General features: G+C 66.7%; 18 protein-coding genes and 1 pseudogene. 9 read left to right on the forward strand and 10 right to left on the reverse strand.

What is annotated here, in order from left to right:
* Window positions 1–287 (reverse strand): annotated as a pseudogene (locus A5708_RS27285) (hypothetical protein); the annotation flags it as partial.
* 385 nt (window positions 288–672) lie between these two features.
* On the opposite strand from A5708_RS27285, the gene A5708_RS20740 reads away from it, so the two are divergent.
* The 3 genes from A5708_RS20740 (at window position 673) to A5708_RS20750 (ending at window position 3903) form a co-directional block, all read left to right on the forward strand.
* Window positions 673–1386, forward strand: a complete 714-nt coding sequence (locus A5708_RS20740; RefSeq protein WP_065030439.1) for a VIT1/CCC1 transporter family protein — start codon at window positions 673–675, stop codon at window positions 1384–1386.
* A 122-nt stretch (window positions 1387–1508) separates the two neighbouring features.
* Window positions 1509–2351 carry an acyl-CoA thioesterase domain-containing protein gene (locus A5708_RS20745; protein WP_065030425.1) on the forward strand — a complete coding sequence of 281 codons (843 nt, stop codon included), beginning with the start codon at window positions 1509–1511 and terminating at the stop codon, window positions 2349–2351.
* Window positions 2352–2370: 19 nt separating this feature from the next.
* Entirely contained in the window at window positions 2371–3903 is a 1533-nt protein-coding gene (locus tag A5708_RS20750; protein ID WP_065030426.1) for a class I adenylate-forming enzyme family protein, read from the forward strand.
* A gap of 15 nt (window positions 3904–3918) precedes the next feature.
* Here A5708_RS20750 and A5708_RS20755 read toward each other — a convergent pair whose 3' ends face one another.
* Complete coding sequence (locus tag A5708_RS20755) at window positions 3919–4539, reverse strand: TIGR03085 family metal-binding protein (protein WP_065030427.1); 621 nt, start codon at window positions 4537–4539, stop codon at window positions 3919–3921.
* 103 nt (window positions 4540–4642) lie between these two features.
* On the opposite strand from A5708_RS20755, the gene htpG reads away from it, so the two are divergent.
* The 3 genes from htpG to A5708_RS20770 all read left to right on the forward strand — a co-directional run bounded on the left by htpG (window position 4643) and on the right by A5708_RS20770 (window position 7925).
* Window positions 4643–6568: a molecular chaperone HtpG gene (gene htpG / locus A5708_RS20760; RefSeq protein WP_065030428.1), complete on the forward strand. Its 1926-nt coding sequence runs from the start codon at window positions 4643–4645 to the stop codon at window positions 6566–6568.
* Between the two features lie 67 nt (window positions 6569–6635).
* The gene (locus A5708_RS20765) at window positions 6636–6851 is read left to right on the forward strand and encodes a hypothetical protein (RefSeq protein ID WP_065030429.1); all 216 of its coding nucleotides are present in this window, start codon (window positions 6636–6638) and stop codon (window positions 6849–6851) included.
* Between the two features lie 51 nt (window positions 6852–6902).
* Window positions 6903–7925, forward strand: coding sequence for a TIGR03617 family F420-dependent LLM class oxidoreductase (locus A5708_RS20770; protein WP_065030430.1), 1023 nt, complete (start codon window positions 6903–6905; stop codon window positions 7923–7925).
* On the opposite strand, the gene A5708_RS20775 is transcribed toward A5708_RS20770, so the two are convergent.
* The 4 genes from A5708_RS20775 to A5708_RS20790 form a co-directional block, all read right to left on the reverse strand.
* The gene (locus A5708_RS20775; RefSeq protein WP_065030431.1) at window positions 7915–9600 is read right to left on the reverse strand and encodes an NRAMP family divalent metal transporter; all 1686 of its coding nucleotides are present in this window, start codon (window positions 9598–9600) and stop codon (window positions 7915–7917) included. The genes A5708_RS20770 and A5708_RS20775 overlap by 11 nt on opposite strands.
* Window positions 9597–10931, reverse strand: coding sequence for a magnesium transporter MgtE N-terminal domain-containing protein (locus tag A5708_RS20780; RefSeq protein WP_065030432.1), 1335 nt, complete (start codon window positions 10929–10931; stop codon window positions 9597–9599). Before A5708_RS20780 ends, A5708_RS20775 begins: the two co-directional genes overlap by 4 nt.
* A gap of 192 nt (window positions 10932–11123) precedes the next feature.
* Window positions 11124–11873, reverse strand: a complete 750-nt coding sequence (locus tag A5708_RS20785; protein ID WP_065030433.1) for a sensor domain-containing protein — start codon at window positions 11871–11873, stop codon at window positions 11124–11126.
* Window positions 11874–12017: 144 nt separating this feature from the next.
* A complete protein-coding gene (locus A5708_RS20790) occupies window positions 12018–12764 on the reverse strand; it encodes a sensor domain-containing protein (protein ID WP_065030434.1) in 747 nt (248 codons plus the stop codon).
* A 142-nt stretch (window positions 12765–12906) separates the two neighbouring features.
* Here A5708_RS20790 and A5708_RS20795 point away from each other — a divergent pair, with 142 nt between their 5' ends.
* A complete protein-coding gene (locus A5708_RS20795; RefSeq protein WP_065030435.1) occupies window positions 12907–13275 on the forward strand; it encodes a bleomycin resistance protein in 369 nt (122 codons plus the stop codon).
* A gap of 2 nt (window positions 13276–13277) precedes the next feature.
* Here A5708_RS20795 and A5708_RS20800 read toward each other — a convergent pair whose 3' ends face one another.
* The 3 genes from A5708_RS20800 to A5708_RS20810 all read right to left on the reverse strand — a co-directional run bounded on the left by A5708_RS20800 (window position 13278) and on the right by A5708_RS20810 (window position 15823).
* Window positions 13278–14174: a DMT family transporter gene (locus tag A5708_RS20800; RefSeq protein WP_155766106.1), complete on the reverse strand. Its 897-nt coding sequence runs from the start codon at window positions 14172–14174 to the stop codon at window positions 13278–13280.
* A 96-nt stretch (window positions 14175–14270) separates the two neighbouring features.
* Window positions 14271–14663, reverse strand: a complete 393-nt coding sequence (locus A5708_RS20805) for a hypothetical protein (protein WP_065030436.1) — start codon at window positions 14661–14663, stop codon at window positions 14271–14273.
* A gap of 29 nt (window positions 14664–14692) precedes the next feature.
* Window positions 14693–15823 carry an NDMA-dependent alcohol dehydrogenase gene (locus A5708_RS20810; protein ID WP_065030437.1) on the reverse strand — a complete coding sequence of 377 codons (1131 nt, stop codon included), beginning with the start codon at window positions 15821–15823 and terminating at the stop codon, window positions 14693–14695.
* Between the two features lie 148 nt (window positions 15824–15971).
* On the opposite strand from A5708_RS20810, the gene A5708_RS20815 reads away from it, so the two are divergent.
* Complete coding sequence (locus A5708_RS20815) at window positions 15972–17147, forward strand: thiolase family protein (protein WP_064886141.1); 1176 nt, start codon at window positions 15972–15974, stop codon at window positions 17145–17147.
* A gap of 73 nt (window positions 17148–17220) precedes the next feature.
* Here A5708_RS20815 and A5708_RS20820 read toward each other — a convergent pair whose 3' ends face one another.
* Window positions 17221–17787, reverse strand: coding sequence for a hypothetical protein (locus A5708_RS20820; RefSeq protein ID WP_065030438.1), 567 nt, complete (start codon window positions 17785–17787; stop codon window positions 17221–17223).
* Between the two features lie 172 nt (window positions 17788–17959).
* On the opposite strand from A5708_RS20820, the gene A5708_RS20825 reads away from it, so the two are divergent.
* Window positions 17960–18688, forward strand: a complete 729-nt coding sequence (locus tag A5708_RS20825) for a 3'(2'),5'-bisphosphate nucleotidase CysQ (RefSeq protein ID WP_065030441.1) — start codon at window positions 17960–17962, stop codon at window positions 18686–18688.
* Window positions 18689–18769: the final 81 nt, after the last annotated feature.

The raw sequence follows: 18769 nt of genomic DNA on the forward strand, positions 1-18769 counted from the left end.
GCCGGGACCGCCGGGGCCACCGGGCCCGCCGGGGTGGTCGCCGGGGCCGCCGGGACCGCCGGGGTGATCAGCGGGGCCGGCCGGACCGCCGGGTCCGCCAGGACCGCCGGGGTGATCAGCGGGGCCACCAGGACCGCCGGGACCGCCGGGGTGACCACCGGGGCCACCGGGGCCACCGGGGCCGCCGGGGCCGCCTGGATCGTTGGGTCCGGTGGGCGCGTGGCCACCGCCAGGCGCCGCCGGCCCGCCATGATTACCCGGAGGTTGTGGCGCTCCGGGAGCAGCATTGGCAAACCCGGCGCCCATTCCGAGGGCCGCAGCGCTGAGCGCTCCGGCGACGGTCACCCCTCCGACAAGTTGCTTCAACTTCATGATGCTTCACCTATCCACTAGGGATTTTTGCAAGGAAGTTCCTTGGAATACCCCCCGTTACACCCCTGACGCTAGATAGCTTCCCTATGGACTAGCTGTGACTCGCCCCTGCAGAACCTCTGGCCGGGACCCCGCCCGACGTGGTCTGCCACACATCTCCGCAAGGGTGCAGCGGCTGCCGTGCCCCGCGGCACCTGGCATTTGACCGCGGATCGAGGCGTTTTTCTGCCGTCGCGCAGGCTGGTTTGGGAAGGCTAGGTTGGCTAGTCGGCCAGGGTTTTCCTTTATATGGTTGCGCCCGTGTCGAGTGCGCCACATCCGCACGAACCCCACGTCGGTTCGGTGTCGTCGAAGCTGAATTGGCTGCGCGCGGGCGTCCTGGGCGCCAATGACGGAATCGTCTCCACCGCGGGCATCGTCGTCGGGGTAGCGGCGGCGACCGCCGAACGCGCCCCCATATTGACCGCCGGCAGCGCCGGACTTGTCGCGGGTGCGGTGTCGATGGCGCTGGGCGAATACGTCTCGGTAAGCACCCAGCGCGACACCGAGAAGGCCCTCTTGAGCCAGGAGCGTCGCGAACTGCGCGATGATCCCGTCGCCGAATTGGATGAGCTCGCCTCGCTGTACGAGGCGAAAGGTCTGACGCCGGCGACCGCGCGCACTGTGGCCGAGGAACTCACCGACCACAATCCGTTGCTCGCCCACGCCGAAGTCGAACTCGGCATCAACCCCGAGGAACTGACGAACCCTTGGCAGGCGGCGTCCTCGTCGGCGCTCTCGTTCGGGGTTGGTGCCCTGTTGCCGTTGGTCGCGATTCTGGTTCCACCCACGACGTGGCGGGTCCCGGTTACCGTCGCCGCGGTCCTGGTGGCGCTGGTGATCACCGGTGCCGTCTCGGCCGGTCTGGGCGGAGCGCCGAAGGGCCGCGCGATGCTGCGCAACGCCATCGGCGGCAGTCTTGCCTTGGCGATCACGTACGTGATCGGTCATCTGGTGGGCGCCGCACTCGGCTGACCACCCGGGCCTTCGGGCATCACGGTGCGGTGCCCGGTCAAGCGACTGGAAGCGCAACTGTAACATCGACAGTTGCGGTCCTCAGCAGAGCCCGCGAATCCCATCACGCGGAGGGTCATGCAGTGGCCGAGCCCAATATCGTGCCGGATGAAGCCCAATGGGCAGAACCGGTGCCGTACTTTGAGCGCGACGAAAAATACCTCGTGCCAACCAAAATCGCGCGCGGCGGATGGGGTCCGTCGCTCAGCGGCCATGTTGTCGGCGGACTCTTGGCGTGGGCGGTCGAGGGTGCGGCCCAGGACCCGCAACTGCAACCGGCGCGGTTGACCGTCGATCTGCCCCGGCCGACAGCGTTGGCGCCGCTCGAGGTGCACACCCGGGTGCGACAGGACCGACGTCGGCTGCGGCTGGTCGAGACCGTGATCATCCAGAACGACGCCCCGGTGGCACAGGCGAGCGCACTGTTTCTGCGGCGCGGCGCACAGCCCGAGGGGCACGTCTGGTCACCAGCGGTGCAGATGCCGCCGATCCCGCTGGACGAGGCCTATTCGAACCTGTTCATGCGAACCTACGGCTGGGGCTCCGATGTGCAGAACCCCGATCCCGACTGGCCCCAGACCGACGGCCCGAAGTACACGTGGATACACGAGACGCGCCCGTTGATCGACGACGAACCGCTCAGCGCCTTCACCCGCGTGGCGATGGCCGGTGACATCACGGCCTCGATTGCCAACTGGGGCACCAACTCCCTGCAGTTCATCAATGTCGACTACACGCTGACGCTCAGCCGCCTGCCCGAGGGTGACCACATCGGGCTCGCCTCGCTGACGCATCACAGCCACGACGGGGTGGCCAGCGGCTCGGCGGTCCTGGTGGACGCGAAGGGGCCGATCGGTACCGGCGTGTCCGTCGCGATCGCGCACTCGGGATTTCGCCCGCCCTCCACTGATCCGTCAGCAGGGTGAGATCGGAAGGGTAGAGACGGTGACGTTCTGGGCGTTGATTGCCGCTGCGGCGCAGCGGGGATCGAGCCGGCCACTTCTCGCCGATGAGTACGGACGCAGCCTGACCGCACGTCAGCTGCGCGATGCCGCGTGCGTGACCGCCGCCGCCCTGGCCGAACGTGGCGTTCGCCCGGGCACCGTCGTGTCCTGGCAGCTGCCCACCACGCTGGAAACCATGGTGGTGATGGCCGCACTCGCGCGACTCGGTGCGGTGCAGAACCCGATCATCCCGATACTGCGGGAAAGCGAGGTCGGCTTCATCACCGGCCAGCTGGCCACGGAATTCTTTGTGACGCCCGAGTTTTGGCGCGGGTTCGATTACGGTGGGCTGGCCCGGGGATTCTCGGCGGACAGGGGCTTCGAGGTCATCACCCTCGACCTGGCAACGCCCCCGGCAACCGGCGAGCTGCGGCTGCCGGGCGCCGGTGCCGAGACCCTCCCGGCGCCACCGGCATCCGCCGACGAGGCTCGCTGGATCTACTACTCCTCGGGAACCACCGCGGCCCCCAAGGGGATCCGTCACACCGATACGTCGGTCATCGCCGGCTCGGCGGGAGTGGTGGGCATGGTCGGGGCCAACAGCAGTGACGTGGATCCGATCGCCTTCCCGATCGCGCATATCGGCGGGTCCGCGATGCTGGCCACCGCGTTGCTGACCGGCATGCGGTTGGCCCTGTTCGAGGTGTTCGATCCAGCCACCACACCATGGGCCATCGCCGCGCACAACCCGACGTTCCTGGGCACCGCGACGCCATTCTTCGTCGCCTTCCTCGAAGCTCAACGCGCCCAAGGCGATCGGCCACTATTCCCGTCGGTGCGAGGCTGCCTGGCCGGAGGCGCACCCGTCACCGCCGAATTGGGGCGGCAGGTCCGCGAAACCTTCGGGCTGGCCGGAATCGCCAATGCCTGGGGGATGACCGAATTTCCCTGCGCGACTTCGCCCCCGCTGACCGCCGCGCCCGAGGTGCTCGACCATACCGTCGGGCCGCCGGTACCCGGGGTTCAGGTCCGCGCGGTCGACAGCCACGGCGTCGAGCTGGGCGCCGGACAGGAAGGCGAGCTGCGGCTCAAGGGTCCGCAGTGCTTCCTCGGCTACGCCGACCCGACACTTGACGCCGACACGTTCGACAGCGACGGCTGGTTGCGCACAGGCGATCTCGGCCTGATCGATGCCGACGGCAATGTCCGCGTCACCGGCCGCGCCAAGGACGCGATCATCCGTAACGCCGAGAACATCTCGGCCCTCGAAATCGAGAACGCGCTCGCCACCCATCCCGCGGTGGCCGATGTCGCCGTCATCGGGATTCCCGACCCGCGCACCGGGGAACGCGTCTGTGCCGTCGTGGTACCCGGGACGGCCGACGGTGTGTCACTGGAATCCCTTGTGCGACATTGCCGATCACGGGGTCTCAGCCGATACAAGCACCCCGAGCACCTGGTGGTCGTCGATACCCTGCCGCGCAATCAATTCGGCAAGGTGATTAAAAAGGACCTGCGCCAGGCGTTCGGGTGAAGCGGGCCGGGACGCCTACAGCCCCTTGGGCGCATCGCGGACGGCCTGCACCGCCGCGGCATCGCCGTCGAATTCGACCTGCGCCTTTCGCCCCACGGCGAACAGCAGTAGCTCCTCGGGCGCGCCGGTCACCGTCACCGCCGGCCCTCGACCGGCGGTGAGCACCGTCTTGCCCTCCGAGGTACGCAACGCCACCCGGCCGGGCACCTTCGCGAGGGTGAACCGGGCCATCAACGGCAGGGTGCGCCGCAGCATGTTACCCAGGGCGGGCTCCAGGGAGCGCGGCTGCCAGCCCGGCTGCGCGCGGCGCACGTCCTCGTGGTGGATGAACATCTCGGCAACATTGGCCACCGGGTCGAGCAGTTTGAGCGGCGAGTAGACCGGCGGGCCGGCGGCGAGCTTGCCGACCAGCTCGTCCCAGTCATTCTGTTCGGCCACCTGGTTCTGCACCTTCTCCGTGTGGGACGCGAGGAAGGGGATCAGGATGCCGGGCGCCGCGTCAGGGCGGTACTCGCGGATCACCAGGTGGGCGGCCAGGTCCCGCGTCTTCCATCCTTCGCACAGCGTGGGCGCGTCCGGCCCGACGCCGCGCATGGTTTCCACAAGGGCGGCACGTTCGCGTTGAGCAACAGACATGCGTTCAGCCTAGAGCCGGTCGCCCCCGAAGAGGGCGGGTCCACCGGACACCGCGGTCGGCGGCTCGGTAAATTTGAAACGTCATGTTGTCGAAGGGAATCTCATGAGCGCGAACGTCGAGCAGTTGGAGTTTCAGGCAGAGGCTCGGCAACTGCTGGATCTGATGGTCCACTCCGTCTACTCCAATAAGGACTCGTTTCTGCGGGAGCTGATCTCCAATGCCTCCGACGCCTTGGACAAGCTGCGGCTGGAGGCGTTCCGGAACAAGGACCTCGACGTCGACACCTCCGACCTGCACATCGAGATCGACGTGGATAAGGATGCGCGCATCCTGACCATCCGGGACAACGGCATCGGGATGACCCGGGCCGAAGTGGTGGATCTGATCGGCACGCTGGCCAAGTCCGGCACCGCCGAGCTGCGCAAGCAACTGCGCGAGGCCAAGAACGCCGCGGCCTCCGAGGAACTCATCGGTCAGTTCGGTATCGGTTTCTATTCCAGCTTCATGGTCGCCGACAAGGTCGAACTGCTCACCCGCAAGGCGGGCGAGAGCGACGCCACCAAATGGGAATCGAGCGGCGAGGGCACTTACACCATCGAATCGGTCGACGACGCCCCGCAGGGAACGTCGGTCATCCTGCACCTCAAGCCCGAGGACGCCGAGGACGAGCTGCACGACTACACCGCGGAGTTCAAGATCAGGAGCCTGGTCAAGAAGTACTCCGACTTCATCGCCTGGCCCATCCGGATGGAGGTTGAGCGTCGCACCCCCGCCACCGAGGAAAGCGGCGAGGAGACCGTCACCATCGAGACCGAGACGCTGAACTCGATGCAGGCCCTGTGGGCCAGGCCCAAAGAAGAGGTCTCCGAGGAGGAGTACAAGGAGTTCTACAAGCACATCGGGCACGCCTGGGACGACCCGCTCGAGGTCATCGCGATGCGGGCCGAGGGGACCTTCGAATACCAGGCGCTGCTGTTCATTCCGTCGCACGCCCCGTTCGACCTGTTCAACCGGGACGGCCAAACCGGGATTCAGCTATACGTCAAGCGCGTGTTCATCATGGGCGATTGCGACGAGCTCATGCCGGAATACCTGCGCTTCATCAAGGGTGTCGTTGACGCGCAGGACATGTCGCTCAACGTGTCGCGGGAGATCCTGCAACAGGATCGGCAGATCAAGGCCATCCGGCGGCGGTTGACCAAGAAGGTGCTCTCCACGATCAAGGATCTGCAGTCCGAGCGCCCGGAGGACTACCGCACCTTCTGGACCCAATTCGGCCGGGTCGTCAAGGAAGGCCTGCTGTCGGACTTCGACAACCAGGAGACGCTGCTGCAGATCTCCTCGTTTGCCTCGACGCACAGCGAGGAGGAAGCCACCACCCTCGCCCAATACGTCGAGCGCATGAAGGAGGGCCAGACGCAGATCTTCTACGCCACGGGGGAGTCGCGTCAGCAGATCCTGAAGTCGCCGCACCTCGAGGCGTTCAAGGCCAAGGGCTACGAGGTGCTGCTGCTCACCGACCCGGTCGACGAGGTCTGGGTGGGGACCGTGACGGAGTTCGACGGCAAGCCGCTGCAGTCCATCGCCAAGGGCGAAGTGGACCTCAGCGCCGACGGCGACGAGAGCGAGGCCGAGCGCGAGGAGCAGCAGAAGGAATTCGCCGACCTGCTCACCTGGCTGAAGGAGACCCTGACCGACCACGTCAAGGAGGTCCGGCTTTCCACCCGCTTGACGGATTCGCCGGCCTGCCTGATCACCGACGCCTTCGGGATCACACCGGCGCTCGCGCGCATGTACCGCGCTTCGGGCCAGGATATTCCGGTGGGCAAGCGGATCCTCGAACTCAATCCCACTCACCCGCTCGTCACCGGCCTGCGCCAAGCTCACCAGGACCGCAGCGACGATCCCTCGGTCGCGGAGACCGCGGAATTGCTCTACGGCACAGCACTTCTTGCCGAAGGCGGCGCGCTCGACGACCCGGCCAGGTTTGCCGAGATACTCGCCGGCCGGTTGGCTCGCACGGTGTAGTCGGCGATTGCCGGCAAATGGGCGATTTTCGGGATTGAAAACTCGCTGGCAGGGATACTTAGATCCCATGCCTGAGTTTCGCGTTATCGACCCACGTGGCCGGGTCGTCGCGACGAAAAATTTTGCCATCGCAGAGGCCGCGTACGCCTGGTTCGTCGACTCCGTTGGCGGCAATACCGAGCTGGGCTGGCGCATGGAGGTCAACGACGACGGGCAATGGGCATTCTTCGATGACACCGAAGGCTTCACCGCGCCGGTGAGCCGTCGGCCAAAACGGCGCTGATCCGCCGGGTCTCAGCCGGATGGGCGCTGAGGCTCGACGTACGCTCCCACCATGCATGTCGACGCGATGACGATTCCCCAGCCGCTCGGCCAAATCGGTGATCTTGCCCGGCGGACCCAATCCGCCGGGTTCTCCGGTCTGTTGTTCACCGAGACGGGCCGCACCGCATATTTGAATGCCGCCGTGGCGTCGCAGGCGGCGCCGGATCTCGAATTGTCGACGGGCGTCGCGGTCGCATTTCCGCGCAGCCCGTTCGTGACTGCCGCCGCGGCATGGGAACTGCAGGAGGCCACCAAGGGGAAGTTCCGGCTGGGCCTGGGCACCCAGGTACGCACCCATGTGGTGCGGCGCTACGGCACGGCCTTCGAGCGGCCCGGGCCCCGGCTGCGCGACTACTTGCTCGCTGTGAAAGCGTGCTTCGCGGCGTTTCGCTCCGGGACGCTCGACCACCACGGCGACTTCTACGATCTTGACTTCATCACCCCGCAGTGGAGCCCGGGACCCATCGACGCTCCGGACCCGGAAGTCGATATCGCAGCGGTCAATCCGTGGATGCTGCGGATGGCGGGTGAGGTGGCCGACGGTGTTCACGTCCACCCGATCGGCGAACCGGGCTACCTGGCCCGGCACGTGCTGCCGACGGTCGCCGAAGGCGCGGCCAAAGCGGGCCGTTCCCCGTCGGACATCGCGATCATCGTGCCGGTCATGACGATCGTCGGCGACACCGACGAAGAGCGCGCCCAGCAGCGCGAGATCGTGCGCGCCAGCATGGCCTTCTACGGCAGCACACCCAACTACGCATTCATCTGGGACGAGGCGGGTTTCGAGGGCACCACCGCCCGGATCCGGGAGAAGCAGAAGGCCGGAGACTACGCCGGGATGGCGGCACAGGTCAGCGACGACCACATCGCGGTCTTCGCCACCGAGTCGACCTGGGACGGGCTGGCCGACGCGCTTACCGCGAAATACGCCGGAACGGCAACGCGGTTGGTGATGTACAACTCCGTCGCCGATCAGGACCGCTTCGAACGGTACGGCGAGGTGGCACGCCGGATACAAGCGGTCAGCGGCTGAGCTGAATGGCCTTGACCACCAACAACAACGCCCCGGCCACCAAATAGGTGCGCAGTGCGATCATGCCCAGGCGGGTGCCAGGCGACCACACCACGGGCTCGAGCAACGTCAGCGGGGGCATGCGCCAGGTGCTGCGGTCGACGCCGCGGGCCGGAAGTGCTGGGGCCGGTCGCGGGGGTTGACGGCGGCCCATCCAGCGCAGCGCAGGTGCGGCCGCGATGACGAGTACGACCATCGCCAGGGTCAGGTAGCCGGCGACGGCCACGACATCGATCTTGGGGAACAACGTAGTGGCCATCAAGATCCCCGAGAGCAGCAACAGCGTGCCCACGATCAGCCCGGCGACCCAGTTCAGCCAGGACCGATTCACCCACGGCCCCAACACTTCTCGGTCGTTGCACAGCAGCAGCAGAAACACGCTGGCGCTGGGCAGCAAGAGGCCGGCGAGGGCCTGCACCGCGGTGGTGATCAACCCCAGCGGGGCGCCCGGAATCAGCACGATGACCGCGGCCAGCGCCACCATCGCGGTGTAGGACAGGTAGAACTGCTTGGCGTCGGAGAAGCCACGATGCAGCGAATGCTTGAGGCCGAATACGTCTCCGAAGGCGTAACTGGTGGCCAGGGTCACCGCGGCCGCCCCGATGATCGAGGCGTCCATCAGCACGATGGCAAAGATCGAACCGAGTAACGGGCGGTGTGCGCCCAGCAGGTGCGCCGTGGCGCCGGCGTCGGTGAAGCCGCCGATGGTGTTGGTGGAGCGTGCCGCCCACTCGCCGGTCATCATCAGCGCGGCGGCACCGACCACCACCACGAAGGCTCCCAGCACGGTGTCCGCGCGTTCATAGCCCATGAATCGGGGGGTGATGCGCTTGTCGACGACGTTGGACTGCTGGAAAAACAGCTGCCACGGTGCCACGGTGGTGCCGACGATGGCGATGATCAGCAGCACCGCGTCCGAGCTGATGCCGCCCGAAATGCTCGGCACCACAAACGACTTCGCTGCGGGACCCCACTGCGGATGTGACATCAGCAGCATCGGGATCTGCAGCAGCGTGACGGCGATGAAGATGAACATCGCCCGCTCCCATCGACGGAAGCTGCCGCTGGCCATGATCGCCACCAACGCCACCGCCGAGATCGGTACCACAACGTATTTGGAGACGCCGATGTATTCGGCGGCCAGGCTGATGCCGATGAACTCGGTGACGATCGTCAAGAAGTTGAGCAGGAACAGGTCGCCGACCGAAAACCAGCCCCAGCCGCGGCCGAAGCGTTCATTGATCAGCCGCGCGTGCCCGACCCCCGTGACCGCACCGAGCCGCACCACCATTTCCTGGTTGACGATGAGCACCGGGATCAGCAGCAGCAACACCCACAGCAGCGAGTAGCCGTAGTTTTGGCCGGCCTGGGCGTAGGTGGCCACCCCGCCCGCGTCGTTGTCGCCGACCATCACGATGATGCCGGGCCCCACGATCGCGAGCAGGGTCAGCAGCCGCGTCCGCCAGGTCCGGGCATGCTCGGTTTCCCCGACGCTGATGCGCCCGAACGCTCCCTCGATGTCGCCCAGATGGGCGCTGTCCAGCACCGCGGTGCGCCGCGTTGGTGCCGGCTCGGAGCGTTGCACGTCGACGCCCTGCGCGTCGGCCTGGGTGGTGTTCTCGCCGCCGGAACTCACTGCGGGGAACCTCCCGTGGGCGGTGTGTCACGGTCGTCGGCGGCGATTTCACGGATGGGGCGCGGCGCGGGCTCGCGGCGTCGCCAGTCTTCGGGAATGGTCGCCTCCAGCACGTCGTCGACGGTCACCACCCCGAGCAGGCGGTCCTGCTCGTCGACGACGGGGATGGAGTAGAGATTGAAATCGGCCATCAGCAGCGCGATATCGGTCAGGTCCGCGACGGGGTGCACCCGCACCGGGTCGGAATCCATTAGGGCTTCCAGCTTTTCAGCCGGATCGACCTGCAACAGGGTGATCACCGAAACGACGCCGTCAAGACGCTTGTCCTCGTCGAGCACGTGCACCTTGATCAGCGCTTCGGGCTGGATGCTGCGCGAGGCGGCAATCAGCGCCAACGCCTCGCCCGCGGTGGCGGTGGCCGAACACGTCACGGAGTCGACATTCATCAGCCCGCCGGCACTTTCGGGGTTGAACCCCATCAAGGTGATGACCTTGGTGCGCTGCGGGGCGGGCATCAGCTCGAGCACACGGCGGCGCCGTGACTGGCGCAGGTCGACGATCGCGTCGGCGGCATCGTCGGCGCGCATCCGGCCCAGCAGTGCGGCGACCTCGCTGTCCGGCATGTCGTTGAGCAGCCGGCTGGCTTTTTCAGGATCCAGCTCTTCGAAGACGTCGGCTTCCAGCTCCGGGTCGCTGTGCACCCGATCGAGGATCTCGCCGCCCTCGGCCTTGTCCGCTTCCTCGAGAAGGTCGGCGATCTCGGCGGCCTTGAGGTCACCGAAGCGATCCGACAGACGCCGGACGGCATCGGAGCGCGCGTGGCCGATCAGCGGCTCGAACGCCTTCCAATCGCGGGACGCGTGCCCGCCCGAATGCTTGATCAGCCCGAACAATCGTGGGGGACGGCGGGTATCCAGGCGGGTGACCATCCAGCCCTCGCCGGTCTGTTCCAGCTCGACGTCGTAGGCCCGCACCAGCTCGACGGTGGCCACGTCAATCAATCGGTGGCCCAGCACATCGGTGCGCAACAACACCTCACCTTCGCGGCGTTCGAAGCCGCGAAGGTCAACCTTGTTCTTGGTCAACAGAACTCGGTCCACGGAGTATTCGTCGATGGATTTGTCGCCGATGAAAACCCGGCGTCCGCCGACCCCGGCCACGATCCCGGCCACCAGCGGATACTCCTCGGCGCCGCGCAGCCGCACGATCACGTCCTCGACGCGCCCCACGGTCTCTCCGGCGCGCGCCAACACCGGGGCGCGCAACAACTGCGAGAGATGGATGACCTGCTGCCCGGCGCGCGGCTTGGACGCCTTCTCCGATAAGGCCATTTTCCCTCCTCAAGGCGGTACGACCGAACCCGCGGCCAAAGTACCCGAATTGAGCGTCGCGGCGCCATGTACGGCATGAAATCGATCGTTGGACCGTCTCGGCCGCCAGAGCATACGCTGCTGCCGCCGCGGATTACTACAGCCAATAGGTAAACGACAGAAGGCTATTCGGGTTCGCGGCGCGGTAGCGACCTATTGCATGTCGACTTTTCCGGCGATCTGGTTGGCGATCGTGACGCCGAGGTCCCCGATGTCCTTGCGGCACGCGTCGATGTCGATGACGACGTTGTTGCGGACGGTGAGCGCCCGCTGACAGGGCACGGTCACGCTCGCGCCGTTTCCGACAATGGTCAGGGTCACCGGAACGCTCAAAACTCCGTTGGCGTTGGAAACCTGGCCCACCTTCCACTGAAGTTCGGGTTTGCCGTCGGCGGCGGGCACGGCGTCCTGACGGTTGGCGCAGGCGGGCCAGCGCTGGGCCGACGTCGTGAAGAACGCGCTCGCCTGTCCGGGGGACCCGAACAGCACCACAACCTGGTATACCTCAGGGCTTTCCAGTTGATCGGCTCCCGGGGGCGCCGGCGCCTCGTCGTGATAGCCGTAAACCGCGGTGCTGCCGCTGTCGGCGTACACGGAGGCCAACGCCGCGTGCACCGTGTACCGGCATTCAGCGGGGAATGTGTAGTCCTCGCGCTTGAACGGGTCTTCCAACAGCTTGGTGATCGGTGGATCGCTCGACGTTCCCGTAGCGCCCAGCACGGTGTCGATGTCGTTCGGCGAGAGCATCAGGTCGGGCAACGCGCCCTGCGCCAGGGGAGTCTTCGACGAAGCCGTTGTGGTGGTGGCCGACGACGAAGCGCTGCCGCCTTTGGCACCGCCGCACCCGGCGACCAGTGTTGCGGCGGCAGCAAAGACAACGGCAGTGATCAGCCGGCTCCTCATGCGCATGGAGCATACGACAGCAGCACCGCGCCGCACGCGGATTCACGAGATATGCGGCTCCGGGAGGCTCGCCAACGGGCGAGAGCATCTGTCACTCGCAGCCAAATCGCTTGTGCGAGTGTGTAAACCGTTCGTAGGGGACGCCTATTGCTTGTCGACCTTGCCCGCGATCTTGTTGGCGACGTCGACAGCGGCGTTGCCCGGGTCGTTGCGGCACGCCTCGACGTCGATCACCACGATGTTGCGCACCGTCAGCGCGCGCTGGCAGCTCTCGGACATGTTCTGGCCATCCTTGGTTGCCGTCACCGAGTCGCTCGTGCTCAACACTCCACTGGCGTTGGACACCGCTCCGACCTTCCAGGTGATCGTCGGGGCGTCGGCGTCGCCCTGGGCGGTGTCCTGACGGTTGGCACAGGCTGGCCAGCCCTGGGGGGAGGACGAGGTGGTGAAGAAGGCACTGGCCTGTTGTGCGGACGGGAACAGCACCACCATCTGGGTCACGTTGGGGGCGCCGGGTTCGGGGGAGGCGCCATCGCGTTCGCCCTGCACCGCCGTGTTGCCGCTACCGGCATATACCGCGGTTTCGGCCGGACCCGTGATGTAGCGGCATTCGTCGGGGAATTTGTACGACTTGGGGAAAGCATCGGCGGGATTGTCGTTCTTCAGCGTGGTGAACGGCTCCAAGGTCTTCGAGCCCGTAACGCCCAGAGCGCTGTCGATATCGGCCGGCGCAAGCAGGAGGCCGGCCAGCGCGGGCTGCGCCAGCGGAGGCTTGCTTGCGGTCGTGGTCGTGGTGGACGACGTGCCGCCGCCGCCCTCGTTGCTACTGCCGCACGCGGCGACCGAGATCGCGACGGCCGCAACGGCGGCCATGGTGGTTAGCTGACGCATGAATGAGGGGCCTTCCTGTTCGAGTTGACTCCTGAAGCGTTCCGCGCTTTCGTATGCATCAGCTATTCAGAGATTGTTTGCGGAGCATACGGCAGGATCGGTTGTTGCGGGCAAACTCGGCATTAATGGTTATGTTCGCTGTGTGTCCGCAGTCGACTTCACCTCGGTTTCTCCGATCGTCCCGGTTCGGGATTTGGACGTTGCGCTCAACCGCTATCGCCGGCTCGGCTTCGACGCCCGCGCATACGAAGGCCCGGACCGGTACGGATTCGCCGATCGCGGGCCCGTGTCGATCCACCTCACCGAATGGGCCGAGCACGACCCGTTGCGCACGGCCGCCAGCGTGTACTTCTACGTCACTGATGCCGACGCACTCTACGCGGAGTGGGCGGCGCTGGAAAACCTCGATGGCCGCCTCGTCGCCCCGCAGGACACACCATACGGCTTGCGCGAATTCGCCTATGTCGATCCCGATGGTACCGCGCACCGTGTCGGCTCGCGGCTGAGTTGAACTCAGGCCTTCTCCGTTGCGGGAGAGGGGCTTTCGTCAGAGGCTGGGGCATAGCTGGCCTGGCTGTGGGCCAGCGCCACCGTCGCCGCCGCCATCAAGCCCACCGACAAGCCCAAGGCCACCCAGCCGACGTCGTTGGTGTGCAGCGTCTCGCCCAGCACGGTGACGCCGAGCACCGAGCCGACGATGGGCTCGGCGACGGTGACCGCGGGCAGCGATGCGGTGAGCGGGCCGGCGCGAAACGCCGACTGCTCCCAGGCGGTGGCCGCGATCGCCAGCACCACCCAGACGTACAACTCGGGTGCGCGCAACACGGCCGGGATGCCGCGGTCGAGTTGGTCCACCACGCCCTTGGTCAACACCGAAAACAGTCCCCACAGCGAGCCGGACATCAGGCCCAGCAGCAGCGCGCCGACCGAACCGGGGAACATCCGCGCGCCGATCACGCACAGGATCAGCGCGGGCCCCATGACCAACGCCACGATGGTCCATGTCTGCACCGATCCGCGCGGGGTCCCCTGCTGGGGATCGCCGACCGTCACCACCACCGCGACGGCGACGGCAAGCAAGACTGCCCAAATGCCTTGCCGGCGTGTGATTCTGCGGTGGTTCACCCTCGCGTTGATGAGTAATGCGAATAGCAACGACGTGACCAGCAGCGCCTGGACGAGCACCACCGAGCCCAGGCCCAGGGCCGCGGCCTGGAACCCGAACCCGGCGCCGGCCACCAGGCTGCCGGTCCACCATTGCCGGTCGCGCAGCAGCCGGCGGAACAGGGCGAAGGTGCCGACGGGCTTGTCCGTGACCTGTTGAGCGGATCGCTGCTGGACGACGTCGCCGGCACCGACCATCAGCGCGGCCGCCAGCGCGAGCACTGCGGCGATGGCTGTGCTGCTCACGAAGACCTCCTATGCGCGTGGTGGGGAATTTCGCTTGTGGCGCAATCGGTTTGCATTATGTTCCTGCGCGCCGTATGGCTCCGCCGCGGCCCGACGTCAGCTGTTGCGCCGGATCTTGAGTGCGGTGGTGATCATGGGAATCTGCAGCGGCAGCCGGGCCAGGGCTACGATCCGCATCGGCCACGGCTTGTCCCACCACAACCGGACCATGTTGACGTTGCCGGGGAAGACGCCGACGAACAGCGCGACGGCGGCCAGCGCGGCGGCCCGCCGGGTGCGCTCCGGCATCAGCAGTGCCCCGATCGTCAGCTCGGCGACGCCCGACCCGTAGGTGTAGAGCCGCGGGCTTCCGGGCAGCTCGACCGGGATGATGGAGTCGAACGGTTTGGGCGCAACGAAGTGCAGGGTGCCGATGCCGAGCAGCATCGCCGCGACACGGTAGGCGAGTTGCTGGGTGGTGTCACGGACAGGGGCGGGTCTGATGGTCATGAAGTCATTGTGCCCATTGCGGCGACTGCTTACGCGCGGTCGGCATCGGTATAGCGGATGATGCCGCGAACGTTGCGGCCCTCGAGCATGTCGCGATAGCCGTCGTTGATCTGCTCGAGGGTGTATTCGCGCGTGACCATGTCGTCGAGGTTGAGCTGCCCCAGCTTGTACAGCTCGAGGATCGCCGGGATGTCGTACTGGGGGTTGCCGCCCCCAAAGATGCTGCCCTGCAAGCTCTTCTGTAACAGCGAGAGTCCCGCGAGGTTGAGGGTGACCTCGTTGGCCATCACGCTGGCCATGCCGGCGAGGCAGCAGACCCCACCCTTTGCCGTCAGCCCCATCCACGACTCGACGTCTTTGCCCTCCACGTGGCCGACGGTGACGATCACCTTGTGGCACATGAACCCTCGCGTCGCCTCGGCGATGCTGGCCGCGGCGCTGCCCACGTCCGCGAAGGCCGCTGTGGCGCCGAACTTGAGCGCCTGCTCGCGCTTCCATTCGTACGGATCGATGGCGAATATGCGCCGGGCCCCGGCGATGCGGGCACCCTGCAGGGCGGCGACGCCGACGCCGCCGATGCCGATCACCGCGACGTCCTCGCCCGGTGAGACCGCCGCGCTGCGCACCGCCGAGCCGTAGCCGGTGGTCACCCCGCAGCCCACCAGGCAGGCCACGTCGAACGGGATCGACGGGTCGATCTTGACCACCGAGGTGTGGTGCACCACTACGTACGGCGCGAAGGTGCCCAGCAGCGACATCGGAATGACGTCGCGGCCGCGTGCGGTGACGCGAAACGATCCGTCGGAGACGGATTGACCCGACAGCAGGCCCATGCCGAGGTCGCACAGGTTGCGCAGTCCCGTCTGGCACGGTGTGCATTTCCCGCAGGACGGGATGAAGGACATGACGACGTGATCGCCGACGGCCAGGTGTTCGACGCCCTCGCCGACCTCGGTGATGATGCCGGCGCCTTCGTGACCGCCCAGCACCGGATAACTCGGGATGGGGAAGTCGCCCGTCATCAGATGGTGGTCGGAGTGGCACAGCCCGGCCGTTTCCAGCTGGACGGTCACCTCGCCGCGACGGGGGTCACCGATGTCGATCTCGTCGATCGACCATGGCTCGTTCAGTTCCCAGACCAGCGCACCTTTGGTCTTCAACGGCTTGGCCTCCGTATTTACCCGAACCGCTTAATTGTTAGCGCCGTCACAGGAGCCCGGCATACTGAATTTAGACCATTACTATTGCCTATACAGTATTTGATACGATTCGCGGCGTCTGACCGCCCACAACAACGAGGTTGAGAACATGGGAACACCCGTCATCGTCGGAGCCGCCCGGACCGCGATCGGCCGTTCGTTCAAGGGCACGCTGGTCAACACGCCGCCCGAGACCCTGATCACCGCCGTGCTGCCCGAGGTGGTCCGGAGGTCGGGCGTCGACCCCGCCGACATCGATGACATCATCTTCGCCGAATCGCATTACGGCGGTGGAGATCTCGCGCGTTACGCGGCGACCGCGACAGGCCTGGAGCACGTTCCCGGACAGTCGGTCAACCGGCACTGCGCGGGCAGCCTCACGGCCATCGGCAACGCCGCGGCGCAGATCGGCTCCGGCATGGAGCGGGTGCTCATCGCCGGTGGTGTGCAGTCGCTGTCAATGACACCATTGACCAACTGGCGGATCCCCGGCCCGGAACTGAAGTTCGAGGAGCGCTGGATGCCGCCGACGCACGTGGAGACGCCTGACGCGCCCGCCAAGGACATGTCCATCACGGTGGGCTGGAACACCGCGCAGGCGGTCGGCATCACGCGCGAGGAGATGGACGCCTGGGCGGCCCGCTCGCATCAGCGCGCCGTTGCCGCCCAGGACGCCGGCAAATTCGTGGACGAGATCCTGCCGCTGAAGATCACCCAGTTCGACGGCTCGGTCACCGAGTTCGCCGTCGACGAGCATCCGCGTCGCGACACCACCGTCGAGAAGCTCGCCGGCCTCAAGGTGCTGCACCCTGAAATCGAGGGCTTCTCGATCACGGCGGGTAACAGCAGTGGCACCAACGACGCCGCCGCCGGCGTGGCCCTGGTCGATCGCGATTACGCCGCGGCCAACAAGCTCAACGTCATGGGCACCGTCAAGGCCTGGGCCGCCGCGGGTGTACCGGCCCGCGATTGTGGGCTCGGTGCCGTCAAGGTCATCGGGAAGGTGCTGCAGCGGGCGGGTCTGTCGCCCAGCGACGTCGCGCTGTGGGAGATCAACGAGGCGTTCGCGTCCGTCCCGATCGCGGCGTGCCGCGAATACGGCATCGACGAGGAGAAGGTGAACTTCTCCGGTAGCGGCTGCAGCCTCGGTCACCCGATCGCGGCCTCGGGTGCGCGCATGGTGACCACGTTGGTCTACGAGCTCGCCCGCCGCGGCGGCGGCATCGGCGTCGCCGCGATGTGTGCCGGCGGCGGCCAGGGTGGCGCTGTCGTCATCGAGGTCTAGCGGCGATCGCAAAGCCGGGCGACGCGGGTCGCCGCCATCGAGGTGTGAGCCGCCGCAACGTAGTTCGCGCCGGCTAGTTGCAGAACGTGTAGCCGATGAATTGCGTGCCGCGCGTGTCGCCGCTCGAGTAATTGGCGAAGTGCACAGCCGGCGCACCGTTGTACTGCGTGTTCATCTTCTGCACGTTCGGTGGTGGAGTGCCTTTGGGGAAGGCCAGAATCATGTCGGCGAAAATCTCCAGGCCGACCTGGCAGATGGCCTCGCGCCGCGGCTGCTGCGGATTCCACGCGTGCACGACCACCGGTTCGGTCAGCTGAGATCCCGCCGCGCAATTCGGATCACAGAGCTTGAACACCGCCGTGCCGGTCCCGTCGGCGCCTTGCGACCCCCAGGAACTCCACGACATGTCCTGCAGCGCAACGGCCACACTGGCGCAGCCCAACACGTTGAGCCGCTTCGGCCGCGCGACCGGCGGAACGGACGGGTTGTAGCAGCCCGGGATGGCGAAGCTCTCCGGCGCTGACGGCGTCGGCTGGGTGCTGGGTGCCGTCGCGCTCTGCTGGCTGTGGGTCAACTGCACGCCCACCACGGTGAGGACCCCGACCAGCACCACCGCCACGACAATGCCGGCCCCGATCAATCGCCCCCGCGAGGTGTGCCGCAGCCGCCTCAATAATGGGACGTTGGCGTTGCCGCTCACGATCACCAGATTACGGGTGAAACTTTTCCGCCGGGGTGGTGCCCGCCGACGGGGATGACAGGGTAAAGTTGGTCATCACTACCAACATATTGAGGATTCCGTGGAGCTGCCGATGAATGACCATGACCTGGCCGCGCGGCTGGCCACCGACGCCGGTCGGCTATTGCTCGGGGTGCGGGAAGAGTTCGCCGATGCGGAGGCGAGCGATCGGAAAGCCGCGGGGGACAAGCGATCCCACGATTTTTTGATGGAGGCGCTCGCCGCCGAGCGGCCCGCTGATGCGGTGCTGTCCGAAGAGGGCGCGGACGACCCGGTGCGGTTGCGCTCGGATCGCGTCTGGATTGTCGATCCGCTGGACGGCACGCGGGAATTCTCCGAGCTGGGACGCGACGACTGGGCGGTGCACGTGGCACTGTGGCAGTCCGGCGAGCTGGTCGCCGGCGCCGTGGCGCTACCGGCCCAGGGCATCACGCTGGCGACTCCCGACGTGGATTCGCCTCCTGCCGCGCCCGGCAAGCCGCGCATCGTGGTGTCGCGCACCCGTCCACCGGCCGTCGCGTTGAACGTGCGTGATGCGCTGGACGGGGTCCTGGTGGAAATGGGTTCGGCCGGAGCCAAGGTCGCCTCGATTGTTCAAGGGTTGTCCGATGTTTACGTGCACGCCGGCGGCCAATACGAGTGGGACTCCGCCGCGCCGGTGGCGGTGGCACGGGCGGCCGGGCTGCATACCTCTCGCATCGACGGCTCCGCGCTGGCGTACAACCAACCCGACCCGAAGCTGCCCGATCTCGTGGTCTGCCGACCCGAACTGGCGGAAGCCGTACTCGCGGTTACGCGCTGACAGTGCTTCGGGTCGACCACAGCAGACAATTCGCGTTTGCCGCGAAAAGCGATGTGGTGTTGGCTAACTTGATGTATTCGT

The sequence above is a fragment of the Mycobacterium colombiense genome (genome assembly GCF_001672755.1).
Taxonomy (GTDB): Bacteria; Actinomycetota; Actinomycetes; order Mycobacteriales; family Mycobacteriaceae; genus Mycobacterium; species Mycobacterium colombiense_C.

Bases quoted from the DNA above. Each gene is read 5' to 3' on its own strand.
- A5708_RS20780 (WP_065030432.1), bottom strand. From the start codon at position 10,931: ATGGCCTTATCGGAGAAGGCGTCCAAGCCGCGCGCCGGGCAGCAGGTC.
- A5708_RS20805 (WP_065030436.1), bottom strand. From the start codon at position 14,663: ATGACCATCAGACCCGCCCCTGTCCGTGACACCACCCAGCAACTCGCC.
- A5708_RS20825 (WP_065030441.1), top strand. From the start codon at position 17,960: ATGAATGACCATGACCTGGCCGCGCGGCTGGCCACCGACGCCGGTCGG.
- A5708_RS20755 (WP_065030427.1), bottom strand. From the start codon at position 4,539: ATGTCTGTTGCTCAACGCGAACGTGCCGCCCTTGTGGAAACCATGCGC.
- A5708_RS20815 (WP_064886141.1), top strand. From the start codon at position 15,972: ATGGGAACACCCGTCATCGTCGGAGCCGCCCGGACCGCGATCGGCCGT.
- htpG (WP_065030428.1), top strand. From the start codon at position 4,643: ATGAGCGCGAACGTCGAGCAGTTGGAGTTTCAGGCAGAGGCTCGGCAA.
- A5708_RS20765 (WP_065030429.1), top strand. From the start codon at position 6,636: ATGCCTGAGTTTCGCGTTATCGACCCACGTGGCCGGGTCGTCGCGACG.
- A5708_RS20785 (WP_065030433.1), bottom strand. From the start codon at position 11,873: ATGAGGAGCCGGCTGATCACTGCCGTTGTCTTTGCTGCCGCCGCAACA.
- A5708_RS20770 (WP_065030430.1), top strand. From the start codon at position 6,903: ATGCATGTCGACGCGATGACGATTCCCCAGCCGCTCGGCCAAATCGGT.
- A5708_RS20790 (WP_065030434.1), bottom strand. From the start codon at position 12,764: ATGCGTCAGCTAACCACCATGGCCGCCGTTGCGGCCGTCGCGATCTCG.